Source organism: Serratia sp. KG1D (assembly GCF_037150675.1).
Classification (GTDB): Bacteria; Pseudomonadota; Gammaproteobacteria; order Enterobacterales; family Enterobacteriaceae; genus Serratia; species Serratia nematodiphila.
In genome coordinates, this window is record NZ_JBAGIH010000001.1 from 1,761,797 (window position 1) to 1,776,221 (window position 14,425).

The 14,425-nt window shown below is 63.2% G+C and carries 15 protein-coding genes; 7 read left to right on the plus strand and 8 right to left on the minus strand.

Annotated features, from left to right (window positions below; translation table 11 throughout):
* Window positions 1-18: 18 nt before the first annotated feature.
* Window positions 19-987: a DMT family transporter gene (locus WFM45_RS08570; protein ID WP_033632979.1), complete on the minus strand. Its 969-nt coding sequence runs from the start codon at window positions 985-987 to the stop codon at window positions 19-21.
* 98 nt (window positions 988-1,085) lie between these two features.
* On the minus strand, window positions 1,086-1,913 hold the full coding sequence (locus WFM45_RS08575; RefSeq protein ID WP_099981910.1) for an AraC family transcriptional regulator: 828 nt from the start codon (window positions 1,911-1,913) through the stop codon (window positions 1,086-1,088).
* A gap of 196 nt (window positions 1,914-2,109) precedes the next feature.
* Here WFM45_RS08575 and WFM45_RS08580 point away from each other — a divergent pair, with 196 nt between their 5' ends.
* The gene (locus tag WFM45_RS08580; RefSeq protein WP_336955172.1) at window positions 2,110-3,543 is read left to right on the plus strand and encodes an NAD-dependent succinate-semialdehyde dehydrogenase; all 1,434 of its coding nucleotides are present in this window, start codon (window positions 2,110-2,112) and stop codon (window positions 3,541-3,543) included.
* A gap of 48 nt (window positions 3,544-3,591) precedes the next feature.
* On the opposite strand, the gene WFM45_RS08585 is transcribed toward WFM45_RS08580, so the two are convergent.
* The 3 genes from WFM45_RS08585 to WFM45_RS08595 are packed head-to-tail and all read right to left on the minus strand — an operon-like array spanning window position 3,592 to window position 6,459.
* Window positions 3,592-4,494: an alpha/beta hydrolase gene (locus tag WFM45_RS08585; protein WP_166445141.1), complete on the minus strand. Its 903-nt coding sequence runs from the start codon at window positions 4,492-4,494 to the stop codon at window positions 3,592-3,594.
* Entirely contained in the window at window positions 4,484-5,377 is an 894-nt protein-coding gene (locus WFM45_RS08590; RefSeq protein ID WP_336955176.1) for an alpha/beta fold hydrolase, read from the minus strand. Before WFM45_RS08590 ends, WFM45_RS08585 begins: the two co-directional genes overlap by 11 nt.
* Window positions 5,378-5,403: 26 nt before the next feature.
* Window positions 5,404-6,459, minus strand: a complete 1,056-nt coding sequence (locus WFM45_RS08595) for a sugar phosphate isomerase/epimerase family protein (protein WP_336955178.1) — start codon at window positions 6,457-6,459, stop codon at window positions 5,404-5,406.
* A gap of 140 nt (window positions 6,460-6,599) precedes the next feature.
* On the opposite strand from WFM45_RS08595, the gene WFM45_RS08600 reads away from it, so the two are divergent.
* Window positions 6,600-7,190: a TetR/AcrR family transcriptional regulator gene (locus WFM45_RS08600; protein ID WP_016927626.1), complete on the plus strand. Its 591-nt coding sequence runs from the start codon at window positions 6,600-6,602 to the stop codon at window positions 7,188-7,190.
* Here WFM45_RS08600 and WFM45_RS08605 read toward each other — a convergent pair.
* The 3 genes from WFM45_RS08605 to WFM45_RS08615 form a co-directional block, all read right to left on the minus strand.
* Window positions 7,187-7,489 (minus strand): cupin domain-containing protein, encoded by a 303-nt coding sequence (locus tag WFM45_RS08605; protein WP_033633644.1) that lies wholly within the window; start codon window positions 7,487-7,489, stop codon window positions 7,187-7,189. The genes WFM45_RS08600 and WFM45_RS08605 overlap by 4 nt on opposite strands.
* A gap of 117 nt (window positions 7,490-7,606) precedes the next feature.
* The gene (locus WFM45_RS08610; RefSeq protein ID WP_033632972.1) at window positions 7,607-8,326 is read right to left on the minus strand and encodes a glucosamine-6-phosphate deaminase; all 720 of its coding nucleotides are present in this window, start codon (window positions 8,324-8,326) and stop codon (window positions 7,607-7,609) included.
* Window positions 8,327-8,587: 261 nt separating this feature from the next.
* The gene (locus WFM45_RS08615) at window positions 8,588-9,517 is read right to left on the minus strand and encodes a LysR substrate-binding domain-containing protein (protein ID WP_033632971.1); all 930 of its coding nucleotides are present in this window, start codon (window positions 9,515-9,517) and stop codon (window positions 8,588-8,590) included.
* Between the two features lie 169 nt (window positions 9,518-9,686).
* Here WFM45_RS08615 and WFM45_RS08620 point away from each other — a divergent pair, with 169 nt between their 5' ends.
* From WFM45_RS08620 to WFM45_RS08640, 5 genes are all read left to right on the plus strand, one after another.
* On the plus strand, window positions 9,687-10,637 hold the full coding sequence (locus WFM45_RS08620; RefSeq protein WP_021503755.1) for a branched-chain amino acid ABC transporter permease: 951 nt from the start codon (window positions 9,687-9,689) through the stop codon (window positions 10,635-10,637).
* Between the two features lie 10 nt (window positions 10,638-10,647).
* The gene (locus tag WFM45_RS08625) at window positions 10,648-11,760 is read left to right on the plus strand and encodes an ABC transporter permease subunit (protein ID WP_033632970.1); all 1,113 of its coding nucleotides are present in this window, start codon (window positions 10,648-10,650) and stop codon (window positions 11,758-11,760) included.
* Entirely contained in the window at window positions 11,757-12,527 is a 771-nt protein-coding gene (locus tag WFM45_RS08630; protein WP_048323648.1) for an ABC transporter ATP-binding protein, read from the plus strand. The genes WFM45_RS08625 and WFM45_RS08630 overlap by 4 nt, the downstream gene beginning before the upstream one ends.
* Window positions 12,520-13,233 carry an ABC transporter ATP-binding protein gene (locus tag WFM45_RS08635; RefSeq protein ID WP_033632968.1) on the plus strand — a complete coding sequence of 238 codons (714 nt, stop codon included), beginning with the start codon at window positions 12,520-12,522 and terminating at the stop codon, window positions 13,231-13,233. The genes WFM45_RS08630 and WFM45_RS08635 overlap by 8 nt, the downstream gene beginning before the upstream one ends.
* A gap of 76 nt (window positions 13,234-13,309) precedes the next feature.
* Entirely contained in the window at window positions 13,310-14,419 is a 1,110-nt protein-coding gene (locus WFM45_RS08640) for a branched-chain amino acid ABC transporter substrate-binding protein (protein ID WP_254901113.1), read from the plus strand.
* Window positions 14,420-14,425 lie beyond the last annotated feature (6 nt).

The following is a 14,425-nucleotide window of genomic DNA, read 5'->3' on the forward strand; positions in this document are numbered from 1 at the left end:
CCGCCGCTGCGGCGGGCGTCACCCCTGCTTTTCCTCCAGCGCCACCACCACCGGCTGCGGCTTGATGCGCATGGCGTACACCACGCCGGCGATCAAACAGACGATGCCCGCCAGCGTCAGCAACGGCGGCCAGGCCTGGCGCAGCAGAAAGGTATACGCCAGCCCCGCCAGAATTTCGAATACGATGAGCGGCCCCACCAACACCGTCGGCAGCCGCTGGCTGGCTTCGTTCCAGCACAGCGCCCCCAGCCAGGAGCAGAACACGCCGATGATCAGCATCAGCGGAATAAACACCTCGGGGCGTGGGCCGAACGGCAAGGCGAACGCCGGCTCGCTCAGCGCCAGCTGACCGCAGACCGCCAGATAGCCCAGCAGCGCCAGCGGCAGCGTCACCAGCCCCTGCGCCGTGGCCCAGGTGGCCGGCCGCTGCGTCGGATTCTCCCGCAGCCAGCGTGAATTGCGCAGCGGGAACCAGGTCCAGCACGCCACCGCCAACACGGCCAGCCCAAGACCGCTCAGATAGCGCCAGCCGTCGATCGATACCGCATTGCCGCGCAGCTCGGCGACGTTCACGCATGCCAATCCACAGACGATCAGCAGCAGCGCCGGCGCCAGCTTGCCCCAGGCCAGGCGCCCGTCGTGCCGGCCGTAAAACAGGTTGGCGCAGATGGCGATCACCACCGGCAAGGTGCCGATGATCATGGTCGACACCGGTGCGCCGGTGCGCTGAATGGCGCTGGCCAAACACAGGTAGTACAGCAGATTGCCGATGGCCGTCAGCTTGAGCGCCTCCAGCCAATCCTGGCGCCGCAGCTTGCGCAGGCGGCGGCGATCGAACCAGGCCAGCGGCAAGGTGATCAGCCCAAAGGCCAGATAGCGCCCGGTGGACTGCAGCGCGGCGGGATAGTCCGGTACCAGCAGCGGGCCGACGAAAATCAGTCCCCACATCAGCCCGGCGGCCAGGGCAAACACAACGCCAATGAACATAACGACTCCGATAAACGGCCGGCGCGGCCAACCCGCCCGACAAGACAGCGGCAGAGTAGCGAAAACGCGGGGAGGAATTATTGTAGCAGGTTGCTGTTTTAGCCCAATTTAACCTGTTTCTGGAAACGCACCGGCGTGACGCCGTAACGGTTAGCGAACGCGCGCGTCAGGTGCGCCTGATCGGTCAACCCCGCCGCCGCCGCCACCTGTGCGGCGGGCATGCCGCGCTCCAGCATGCGTTTAGCCTGCGACAGCCGGATCGCCATCAGCATCTGCTGCGGCGAGACGTGATATTCAGCCTTGAACCTGCGCTGGAAATGGTACGGGCTGAGCGAGACCAGATCGGCCAGTTGGTGGAGGGTTACGGCCTCGGCGTAATTATCGTGCAGGTAGCTTTTCACCACCTCGAAACGGTGCGCCGCCTCGGCTTTCTCTCGCTGCCCGGTGCGGATATGCGGGTGCAGCAACTCGACGGCCTCCAGCAGCAGGCCGTCGAGCGTAAGCGGATCCTCGGTTTGCCACAGCATGGCGAGAATGGCGGACAGGCGCTGTGCCGCCCGCGGATCGTGGCGTACCGCCTCGGTAAACCACTGGCTCCGATCGCCGGACAGCTGCTCCAGCGCCTCGGGCGCCAGATAGAGCATGCGATAACACCAGCCGCCCGGCGTTTCGGCTTCGCCGGTATGCAGCTCGTCAGGATTCATCAGCACCAGCGCGCCCGGCGCCGCCAGGTGCTGCGCCCCGCGATAGCGAAAACGCTCCGCCCCGGTGTCCACGGTGCCGATGGCGAAGGCGTCGTGGGTATGCGGCTCGAAGGCATAGCGCTCAATGTGCGCCTGATAGAGTTCGACGCCGGGCAGATGCGACAAATGCCGGAACTGCGCGCAATCCTTCTCGAACGGAAACTGTTGTGGAACCCCTTGCACCCGACCTCCTCATCCGTGCTGACAATCTGCTCAGCATAGCCAAAACATCGCCGATTGAGTAGCCGCCCTGGTCCTTTCGTGCCCCTCGCCTGGACGATCGCCGCCATTCGGCGTAGGGTTAAGGTCCCTGTCCCTTTCAGACGGGCCGCATCGCGAAGCTCATCGGCCCCTGACACTCCGCAAACAAGAGGCAACAATGTATCCGGATACTCAACTGTATATCGATGGACAATGGCGCAACGCGCTGGCCGGGAAAACCCTGCCGGTCTCCAACCCCGCTACCGACGAGATCATCGGTCAGGTGGCGCACGCCGCCACAGAGGATCTCGATCTGGCGCTGGCCGCCACCGAACGCGGATTTAACCTCTGGCGCAACACCGCCGCACACCAGCGCGCCAACCTGATGCGCAAAGCCGCTGCGCTGCTGCGCGAACGCGCCGACGCCATCGCCGCCATCATGACGCAGGAACAGGGCAAGCCGGTGGCGCAGGCCAAGATTGAAATTCTCAACGCCGCCGATGTTATCGACTGGTTCGCCGGCGAAGCCACCCGCACCTACGGGCAGATCATTCCGTCCCGCGCTCGCGACGTGCAGCAGCAAACCCTGAAACTGCCGGTCGGCCCGGTGGCCGCCTTCACACCGTGGAACTTCCCGATTAACCAGATCGTGCGCAAGCTGTCCGCCGCGCTAGCGGCGGGCTGTTCCATCATCGTCAAAGGCCCGGAAGAAACGCCGGCCTCACCGGCAGAACTGATCAAAGCCTTCGCCGACGCCGGCATTCCTGCCGGGGTGATCGCGCTGGTGTACGGCACCCCGGCGGAAATCTCGGAATACCTGATCCCGCATCCGACCATTCGCAAGATCTCCTTCACCGGCTCCACCCGCGTGGGCAAACATCTGGCGGCGCTGGCTGGCCAGCATATGAAAAAGGCCACCATGGAGCTGGGCGGCCACGCGCCGGTGCTGATCTTTGACGACGCCGATCTCGACGCGGCGGCCAAAGAGCTGGCGCAGTCGAAGTTCCGCAACGCCGGCCAGGTCTGTATCGCCCCGACCCGCTTCCTGATCCAGCAAGGCGTTTACGAGGCCTTCGTGGAGAAATTCACCGCCGCGGTGCGTGAGCTCAAGCTCGGCAACGGGCTGGAAGACGGCGTGACGATGGGCCCGATGGTGCTGGGCCGCAGCGTCGACAATATCGAGGCGCTGGTGCAGGACGCTATCGCCCACGGAGCGAAGGCCAGCACCGGCGGCAAACGCGTGGCGGGCAAAGGCAACTTCTTCGAGCCGACGGTGCTGCGCGACGTGCCGCTGAGCGCGCGCGCCATGTCGGAAGAGCCGTTTGGCCCGGTCGCCCTGCTGCGCCCGTTCGCCACCTACGACGAGGCGATCGCCGAAGCCAACCGCCTGCCGTACGGGCTGGCCGCCTACGCCTACAGCCGCAACATCGCCACCGTCAATGCGCTGGGGCGCGACGTGGAGAGCGGCATGCTGAGCATCAACCACATCGGTTTTGGCCTGCCGGAAACGCCATTTGGCGGCGTGAAAGACTCCGGTCACGGCACCGAAGGCGGCAGCGAAGCGATCGAATCCTACCTGGAAACCCGCTTCGTCACCGTCGCCGGCCGTTAATCACGTGTCTGATGAATAGCCAAACGCCCCGCAATGCGGGGCTTTTTTTTACTCGCCGGCCAGCTCGAACAGCCGGCGCGCCGCCGGGGTCAGCCCCAGCATGTGTATGCAGGCATGCACCATGCCCGGCAACCGTTCACAGCGTACCGACACGCCCGCCTCGCGCAGCCGCTGCGCATACTCCTCGGCCTCATCGCGCAGCGGATCATATTCGCAGCTCAGAATGGTGGCCGGCGGTAACCCGCGCAGCGTGGCGGCGTGCAGCGGTTCGCCGTAGGGTTCGCGCCGCTGAGCCAGATACTGCTGCCAACAAAATACCATCGCGTCGCGCGTCAGAAAGTGCCCCTCGGCAAACTCGCGATAGCTCCTCGTCGCCATTTCGCGGCTGAGCGCCGGGTACAGCAGCAGCTGGCGCTCGATATGCGGGCCGCCGCGATCCCGCGCCAGCAGCGCGACCGCCGCCGCCAGATTGCCCCCGGCGCTGTCGCCCCCCACCGCCAGACGGTCAGCGTCAATCCCTAACTGCGGCGCCTGTTGCGCAGCCCAACAGAGCGCCTGATAGACATCTTCCAGCGGCTGCGGAAACGGATACTCTGGCGCCAGACGATAGTCGACCGACAGGATCACCCGGCCGGTGGCGTTAGCCAGCGCCTGGCAGGGCTGGTCATACAGCGACAGCGAACCGAGGCACCAGCCGCCGCCGTGGGCGAACAGCATCGCCGGTTGTGCAACAGCGCGCCTTTCCCCCGCCGGTAGATAGGCGCGCAGCGCAATCCGGTGCCCATCGGTGGCGACCACCGTATAGTCCCTGACGCCGCCGCTCGGTGCCGCTTCGCCCTGCAGCAAGCGCAAACCGGTTTCCGTGGCCGCGCGCATTTCCGCCAGCGACACGGGTGGCGGCACATCGGCCGATGCCGTCAAAAAGGCGGCGATGCGTTCATCAAGCGGCATGCTGTTCTCCCGCCAGGAACGGCGTAATCAGTGCGATAAACGCCTCATGACACTCCTCGGTGATGAAATGGCCGCAGCCGGCGACCGTTTCGCCCCGCAGATCGAGCGCATTGCCCTGCAGCGTCGTCAGCGGCGCGTCGCCGGTGGCGTGTTCCGCCCCCACGGTCAGCACCGGCATCGTCAATGGCGTGGCGGCGCGCACTCGGTTCTGGCGAACGGTCTCCGGGATCGCCCGGTAATAGTCGAATCCGGCGCGCAGGCCGCCCGGCGCCGAATAGGCGGTGATATAGACCTCAGCCGCCACCCGGTCGCGCCGATAGGACCAGCGGTTGAAGATATAGCCAAGATACTCCCGCTCGCGCCCCTGGGTCAGGGTCTCCGGCAAATCCGCCAACTGGTTGAACATGAAATGCCACAGGAAGATGTTCTCCTCCGGCGCGACGAAGATCGGCGGCGGCGGCGCCAGACCGGGGATCACCGCCTCCGTCAGCACCAGGCGTTCCACCGCCTGCGGGAAATCGCTCGCCATGGCGTAACCGACCCACATGCCGATGTCGTGGCCGACCAGTTGGTAACGTTCGTGGCCCAGTTGCGCCATCATCGCGTGCAACGCCGCACCGATGCTGCCGGTGTCGTAACCGCCGACGGGCTTGTCAGAGTCGCCGATGCCCGGCGGATCGACGGCGATCGCCTGAAAACCGGCCGCCGCCAGGGCGCGCATCACATGGCGCCAGGTGTACCAGGTTTGCGGCCAGCCGGGGATCAGCAACACCGGCCGCCCTTCACCGGCTATCACGCAGTGGATACGTTGGCCATTGACCTGGGTATAGACGTGTTCCGCCCCGAGATCCTGCAACAGGATCTCGTTCTCTTGTTGTTTCATGGGGTGACTCCCTGTGATGGACTGGCTCAGCGAATGCCGAGCAAGGCATTGATCTGCTGTGGGTTAACCGGTGCGCCGGCGAAATCGTCGAACACTTTGTCGGTGACACGGATAATGCGATCGCGAATGAAGGCCGCGCCCTCGCGCGCGCCGTCCTGCGGATTTTTCAGGCAGCATTCCCACTCCAGCGTCGCCCAGCCCTGATAGCCATACTGCGTCAAACGGGAAAAAATGCCGTTGAAATCGACCTGGCCGTCGCCCAGCGAGCGGAAGCGGCCGGCGCGATCGATCCATGACTGATAACCGCCGTAAATGCCCTGGCGCCCGGTCGGGTTGAACTCGGCGTCCTTAACGTGGAACATGCCGATAACCTCTTTATAAATATCGATAAACTCCAGATAGTTGAGCTGCTGCAGCACCATATGGCTCGGATCGAACAGCACCCGGCAACGCGGGTGGTGGCCGACGCGCTCAAGAAACATCTCGTAGGTCACGCCGTCATGCAGATCTTCACTCGGGTGAATTTCGTAGCACAGGTTGATGCCCTGCTCGTCGCAGGCGTTGAGCACCGGCAGCCAGCGTTTGGCCAGCTCGTTGAACGCGGCGTCGATCAATCCTTCCGGGCGCTGCGGGAACGGGAACAGATAGGGCCAGGCCAGTGAACCGGAAAAGGTGCCCAGCTCGCTGAGCCCGAGCCGCGCCGAGGCTTTTACCGCCAGCTGCATTTGCTGCCGCGCCCACTCGCCGCGCGCCTGCGGATTACCGTGCAGCGCCGGCGGCGCGAAGCTGTCGCACAGCGCATCGTAAGCCGGGTGCACCGCCATCAGTTGACCGAAAATATGGCTGGTCAGTTCGCTGACAACCAACCCATGCTCCGCCAACATGCCGGTCAGATCGTCGCAGTAGGTTTGGCTTTGCGCAGCGGTGGCCACGTCGAATAAACGCCGATCCCAGGCCGGGATCTGCAACGCGCTAAAACCGGTCTGCGCCGCCCACTCGGCAATGGCGGGCAGGCTGTTGAACGGCGCTGTTTCATCGCTGAACTGCGCGAGATGCAGGCTTGGACCTTTGAGGGTTTTCATCGTAAACTCCTATTGGTTGTCGATTGACAAACAATAGGAGCAAAGCGCGGCGACCGCAAGCGAAATTTATAAAGGCATTGGTATTCCCACCGATTTAAGCGATCCTATGTCGCTGAATGGCAGGTAAATTGGAGCAGCGAATGGCAGGCAGACCGCGAGAGTTCGATCGCGAACAGGCGCTCTTGAAGGCGCGAAACTTATTCTGGCGGCAAGGTTACGAAGGCACCTCGATGTCGGATCTGGTGGCGGAATTGGGCATTGCTTCCGCGCGCATCTACAAGGCGTTCGGCTCCAAAGAGCAGCTGTTCCGCGAGGCGATCGCCAGTTACGAAGCCGAGGAAGGCGGCTTCGCCGATCGCGCCTTCGCACAGGAAAGCGGCATTCGCCCGGCGATCCAACGTATGCTGGAAGATGCCGTGCGCCTCTACAGTCGGCCGGATCTGCCGCAGGGCTGCATGGTGGTCTCCGCCGCCGCCAGCGTCAGTGCGGAAAACGATGGGCTCAAAACCTGGCTGGCAGAGCATCGGTTGCAGCGTACGCAGCAGATCGTCGAACGGCTGCGGCAGGCGGTGCAAACCGGCGAATTGCCCGCCGACACCGACGCTGACAGCCTGGGGGACTACTTCGCCGTCTTCCTGCACGGGCTGTCGATTCAGGCGCGTGACGGCGTCACTGAAACGCGACTATTGGATGCGGTAAAGGTGGCGCTGACGGTACTGGGCGACGCTTAATCCTCCGGCAGATCGACAATCACCAGCGTGCCTTCGCTGCCCGGCAACACGCGGTGCGGTACGCCGGCCGCGGCCTGATACAGCTGCCCGGCCCGCACTACCATCGTTTCCCCCGCCACCTGCAGCCGCAGGTGGCCGCTGATCACCAGCAACCCTTCACTGTAATCATGCACTTCATCCGCAATGCTGCGCGCATCCATACGCAGCACTTTGATATTGGCCGCACCGACGCGGCCCAGCACGGCGGAACGCCAGGCCTCGGGCAGTTCGGCTGCCTGCCGGTTTAAATCGAACAGCATCGTCATCCCCAGCTGCATGAAAAAACGCACTCTAGCCTGATTCTGTGCCACAGGGAAAGACGCTTTGGTTGCAGGTTATGACCGTTGGTTCTGAGGCGAGATGCGCCGGATGAACGCTTAAGACAGCAGCGCCGCGGCCTCCCGATCGGCGATAATCAACAGGTCCGGATGCAACATCAAAATGCTGGCGGGCACTGCGGCGTCGACAGAGCCGGTGACAATGCGCCGCAAAATGTCCGCTTTGTGCGAACCGTTGACGATCAGCACCAGCTTTTTGGCGGCCATCACGCTCGCAGGCCCCAGGGTGACGTAATGATCGGGCAGCCATTCAGTGCGGCCGCCCACCTCTTTGAGCAAAATGTCCGCCATATCCGGCCTGGCGGAAACCGGCACCCGACAAGTGCGGTCTTCGAAGGCAGTGGTGCCCGGCAGATTGCCGCAGAAATGCCCGTCCGCTCCGACGCCCATCACGATTGCATCCAGCCCGCCATCCTCGGCGATACGCCGATCGTGCTGGAGGTAGTTGTCCGAATTCAAGACGTGCAGTTGCCGCTCGGGGATCGCCGCCGGGCCGAAGAACATATGGTACAGATTCTCCATGGTGACGCCATAGCCCGATCGGCCGGCGTAAGGAATTTCATCGAAATTATAGTAATGCACGTTGGCGAATTCCGCGTGGCCCTTGACGCGCGGAGCCAACAACTCATACATCCGTTTAGGCGTCGAGCCGGCGGTGATGGCCAGATTGACGCGCTGCGGGCGCAGCATGTAACTCAACAACAGGCTGGCGGCCAGCTCACTCATTTCCTGGTAGTCATTAGCGACGACAAGTTTCATTCCCTTCTCCTTTTGCAAAAAAAAACCTAACCGCCCATCCGGCCATGTTCGATGCCGGGAGAGAAGTTAGGTTTTGCCTGATCGCGTCAGTAACAATCCGTTTCTTGTCAGGTTATGGCGGCCAGGAATGAAATGCAATCTGCACGGTGTGATAGGCGCCGCAGTTGTGACATTTCTTTTCTTGCCGGCTATCAAGCCGCGCAAATCGCCGCGCCAGGCTGGGCGGTTCGAAGGTTCCGCGCCGCCATGGCCAAACGGCGCTTAATCCCCTCGGCTTTCCGCCGCCTCACGGCGCAGCCACTGCCGCAGATTTTCGCCTTCCTGCGACAGTTCACTGTCCAGCCGAGCGCACAGGTAATAATCGCGGCCGTCGTCGATCGGCAGATCGAACATTTTGATCAACTCACCGCTCTCAAGGTAGTGGGCGATTAACGGTTCACGCATCAACGCGCACCCTAACCCCGCCTGCACCGCCGCCAACGTCAACAATCCATCCTCGAACATCGGGCCGATACTGCGCAGCGGGCGCTTGACGCCGGCCTGCTGAAACCATTGCATCCAGGTATTGCGCTCCTCGTCGTGCAGCAGCGGCAGCGTCGCCAGCTGATCCGGCGTATCGAGCAGACCGTGCAGTTTACTGAATGCCCGGCTGCACACCGGCACCATTTTTCCGGACATCAGCTTCTCGCTGCGATAGCCGGTCCACTGCCCGATCCCGAAGCGGATCGACAGATCGGCGGCGTCGCTCAGGTAATTGCGGTGGTTGGCGTAGACCACATTGATGTCGATATCCGGGTTTTCGCGCAGAAAGCCGCGCAGCCGCGGAATGAACCAGCCCATGCCGAACAGCGGGATCAGACTGATGGTCACCTGCCGCGACGCGGATTGTTCACGCACGTGTTCGGTCGCCTGCCGCAGCACGTTGAACGCCGAGCGAATCGAGCGGTAGTACTCCCGCCCCTCGCTGCGCAGCACCAGGTTGCGCCCCTGCCGTTCAGTCAACGGCATCTGCAAAAATGCCTCCAGCGTTTTGAGTTGATGACTGACCGCCGAAGGCGAAATCATCAGTTCGTTAGCCGCCGCGCTGATGCCACCCAGGCGCGCGATGGCTTCGAACGCCCGCACGGCGCGCAGAGGCGGATCGTTTGGCAACATCGGCAATGGCTCATCGTACTGTTCTGTTTTTTTCATATATTGACTGTTCTTGGGAAATCGACACTGAAGGAATGGATTCAATATACATAAAAATCAATGCATTAAAATCACTCGTTTTTTGTATAAGAAAGTATTTTTCCGTATTTTACAATTTTTTTAAATTCTCTACTGTGAGCCTCTGACTCATTATCTCCGGACTCTCCTTATGGATACGCTGGTACAGCAAACCGTCAACGGTTTGATGCTCGGCAGCATTTATGCGCTGATCGCGCTCGGCTACACCATGGTGTACGGCATCCTGCGCATCATCAACTTCGCGCACGGCGACGTGCTGATGGTCGGGGCGCTGAGCGCGCTGTCGGCGATAAGCGTGTTGCAACACCACTTTCCCGCGTTATCGCCCTACGCCACGCTGCTGCTGGCGGCCCTGTTCGCCATGGCGGTCTGCGCCATCACCTCGATGGCGATCGAGCGTCTGGCCTATCGCCGGTTGCGTAATGCACCGCGCCTGGCCCCGCTGATCAGCGGCATCGGCGTCTCGCTGCTGTTGCAAACCCTGGCGATGCTGATCTGGTCACGCAATCCCCTGATGTTTCCGCAGCTGTTGCCGATGACGCCCATCGCCCTGACCGCAGGCAGCGCCGAGCATGCGCCGGCGGTGATCACCGGCACGGCGATCGTCACGCTGGCGGTGGCCGTAGCGGTGATGGCCGGCCTCTGGCTGCTGGTCGAACACAGCCGTTTCGGCCGCGCCATGCGCGCCACGGCGGAAAACCCGCAGGTCGCCGGCCTGATGGGCATCAGTCCTGACCGCATCATCGTTCTGACCTTCGCGCTCGGCGGCGCGCTGGCGGCGGTGGCCGGCATCATGATGGCCAGCAACTACGGCAATGCCGGTTTCTCGATGGGCTTTCTGCCCGGCATCAAGGCGTTTACCGCCGCCGTGCTCGGCGGCATCGGCAACCTGCGCGGCGCGATGCTTGGCGGTTTGCTGCTGGGGCTGTTCGAATCGCTGGGCACCGGCTATCTCGGCGAGCTGACCGGCGGCGTGTTCGGCAGCAACTACCAGGACGTGTTCGCGTTTCTGGTGCTGATCGCCGTGCTGGTTTTCCGCCCCTCCGGGCTGTTGGGCGAACGCATCGCCACACGCGCATAAGGACATCACCATGACCGTTTTGACTCCCCCCGCTCCTCTGGCCAGGCCGCGTCGCGCCGGGTTGGGGCTGACGTTGTTCATTCTCGCCCTGCTGCTGGCGCCCTGGGTGGCGGGCGCCGCCGGCGGCAACTATTGGGTGCGCGTTGTCGACTTCGCCTTGCTGTACCTGATGCTGGCGCTCGGACTGAACATCGTGGTGGGCATGACCGGATTGCTGGACATGGGCTTTATCGCTTTTTACGCCGTTGGCGCCTATCTGGCCGCGCTGCTGTCGTCACCGCATCTGACGCAGCAGTTCCCGCTGCTGCTGCAGTGGTTCCCCGACGGACTGCATCTGTCGATGCTGTGGCTGCTCCCGCTGGCGGCGCTGCTGGCGGCGGCGTGCGGCATCCTGCTCGGCGCGCCGACGCTGCGGCTGCGCGGCGATTATCTGGCGATCGTCACGCTGGGCTTCGGCGAGATCGTGCGCATTCTGATGCGCAACCTGGATCGCCCGGTCAACCTCACCAACGGCCCCAAAGGCATTTCCGGCGTCGATCCGGTCAGCCTGTTCGGCCTGAAGTTTTCCGGCATGCATGAGTGGTTCGGCGTGCGTTTTTCCGGCCTGTACCTGTATTACTACCTGTTCGCCGCGCTGCTTCTGGCAATCCTGTTTATCAGCCTGCGGCTGCAGAATTCGCGCGTTGGCCGCGCATGGACGGCAATCCGCGAAGACGAGGACGCCGCGCGGGCGATGGGCATCAACACCCGCAACTTCAAGCTGCTGGCCTTCGCCATCGGCGCCACCTTCGGCGGCGTGGCCGGCGCGCTGTTCGCCGCGTTTCAAGGCTTCGTGTCGCCGGAATCCTTCACCCTGCAGGAATCGATCGCCGTACTGGCGATGGTGGTGCTCGGCGGCATGGGGCACATCCCCGGCGTGATCCTGGGCGCGCTGCTGCTGGCCGCCCTGCCGGAGCTGCTGCGCAGCAGCATGGGGCCGCTGCAGCAGGCGCTGTTCGGCCAGGTGCTGATCGACCCGGAAATTATCCGCCAACTGTTCTACGGCCTGGCGCTGATCCTGGTGATGCTGTATCGCCCGGCGGGCCTATGGCCGGCTCGCCATGCCGGGAGGAATGCCGCATGACGCCGCTGCTCGCTTTAAATCACGTCAGCAAACGTTTCGGCGGCCTGACGGCGGTGGATGACGTCAGCATGAGCATCCGCCAGGGGGAAATCTACGGCCTGATCGGGCCGAACGGCGCCGGCAAAACCACCTGCTTCAACCTGATCACCGGCCTGTATCGCGCCGACGAGGGCGAGTTCAGCCTGTTGGGCCAGCGCTATAAACCACAGGCGATCGACAAAGTGGTGCAGGCCGGCATCGCCCGCACCTTCCAGAACCTGCGGTTGTTCAACGAAATGAGCGTGCTGGAAAACGTGATGGTCGGCTGCCATGTGCGCACCCGCAACGGCCTGTGGGCGGCGATCGCTCGCCACGGGCGCGCTAAAGAGGAGGAACAGGCGGTGCGCGATAAATCTCATGCGCTGCTGGAGTACGTCGGCATCAGCCAATTCGCCCATTACCGCGCCGGCGATCTCGCCTATGGCCACCAACGCCGTCTGGAGATTGCCCGCGCGCTGGCGACCGAGCCCCGGCTGCTGGCGCTGGACGAACCGGCGGCCGGCATGAACGCCGGAGAAAAAGTGGCGTTGCGCGAGCTGCTGCTGCGCATCCGCGACAGCGGCAAAACGCTGCTGCTGATCGAACACGACGTCAAACTGGTGATGGGCCTGTGCGATCGGCTGACGGTGCTGGATTACGGCAAAGCGATCGCCGAAGGCGAGCCGGCGCAGGTGCGGCGCGAACCTGCGGTCATTCAGGCCTATCTGGGAGGCGGCGCGCATGTCTGAAGCCCTGCTGAGCGTTAAAAGACTCAAAGTGTCTTATGGCGGCATTCATGCGGTCAAAGGCATAGATTTTATGGTCAACGCCGGCGAACAGGTGACGCTGATCGGCGCCAATGGCGCGGGCAAGAGCTCCAGCCTGCGAGCGCTGACCGGCCTGCAGCCGTTCGAAGGTGACATCCTGTTCGACGGTTGCTCGATTCGCGGCGTGCCGCCGCACCGGTTGCTGCAACGGGGGCTGGTGATGGTGCCGGAGGGACGCGGCATTTTCACCCGTTTGACGGTGCGGGAGAACCTGCAGCTCGGCGCCTATGCGCGGCGCGACAAATCGGCGGTGCGGCAAGATTTCGAACGGGTGTGCGCCACCTTCCCGCGGCTGAGCGAGCGCCTGCACCAACCGGCCGGGCTACTTTCGGGCGGTGAACAGCAGATGGTGGCGATGGGCCGCGCGCTGCTCAGCCGCCCGCGGTTGCTGATATTGGACGAACCCTCGATGGGGCTGGCGCCGATTGTGGTGGAAGCCATTTTCACGGTCATCAAGCAGTTAGCCCGTGACGGCGTCACGCTACTATTGGTCGAGCAGAACGCCCGCCTGGCGCTGGAGTCCACCGATCGCGCCTACGTGTTGGACAGCGGCAGCCTGAGCCACAGCGGCCGTTCCGCCGACATGCTGGACGATGAAAAAATCAAACAGATCTATTTGGGTGAATAACCGTTGTTTCTTTTAACCGCACCAGGAGTATGACATGCAACAGAACATTCGCATCAAACCGTTGGCGCTGGCTGCCATGACAATGATTCTTAGCCTCCCGGCGCTGGCGGCCGACACCGTGCTGATCGGCCTGGCCGGGCCGCTGACCGGCCCTTCCGCGCGCATCGGCAAAGATCTCGAAAACGGCGCGCAACTGGCGATCGCCGACGCTAACGCGCAGAAACCGACGCTGAACGGCAAACCGGTCACCTTCAAACTGGTGTCCGAGGACGACCAGTCCGATCCGCGCACCGCCGTGGCCGTGGCGCAGCGTTTGGTCGACGAAGGCGTCGCTGGCGTGGTCGGCCACTGGAACACCGGCACCAGCATCCCGGCGGCGCGCATCTATCACGACGCCGGCATCGCCCAGGTGGCGCCGGTCGCCACCGGTCACGGCTATACGCAACAAGGTTTTGACACCAGCTTTCGCGTGATGGGCCACGACGACGACGGCGGCAACTACGCCGGGCAATATGCGGTGAAAACGCTGAAAGCCAAGCGCATCGCAGTGATCGACGATCGCACCGCTTTCGGCCAGGGGCTGGCGGACGAATTCATCAAATCGCTGCAGGCCCAGGGCGTGCAGCCGGTCGCCCGCGAGTATGTGGATGACAAGACCGTCGATTTCAGCGCCGTGCTGACCACCGTGCGCAGCAAAAACGCCGATCTGATCTTCTTCGGCGGCGTAGATTCCCAGGCGGCGCCGCTGGCGCGCAAACTGAAACAGTTGGGCATGAACGCGCAGCTGATGGGCGCCGGCGGCTTTGTCAGCCAAACCTTCCTGACGCTGGCGCAGCAGGAAGGTGAAGGCGTCGTTGCGTTGGAGCCGGGGCTGCCGCTGGAACAGATGCCGGGCGGCAAGGCGTTTGAGCAAGCCTACCGCGATCGTTACCACACCCACATCGAACTGCATGCGCCCTTCGCCTACGACGCCACCCGAGTGCTGATCGCCGCCATCGAACAGGCCGGCTCGGCCAACCCGGCCGATTATCTGCCGAAACTGCGCGCCATACATTACCAGGGCGTGACCGGCGCCATCGCCTTCGATGCGCAGGGCAACCTGCAACAGCCGAGCTTCACCCTGTATCGGGTGGTTGACGGCAAATGGCAGCCGCAAACCGTGTTGGGCGGCGCCAAACCACAATAAATCAAG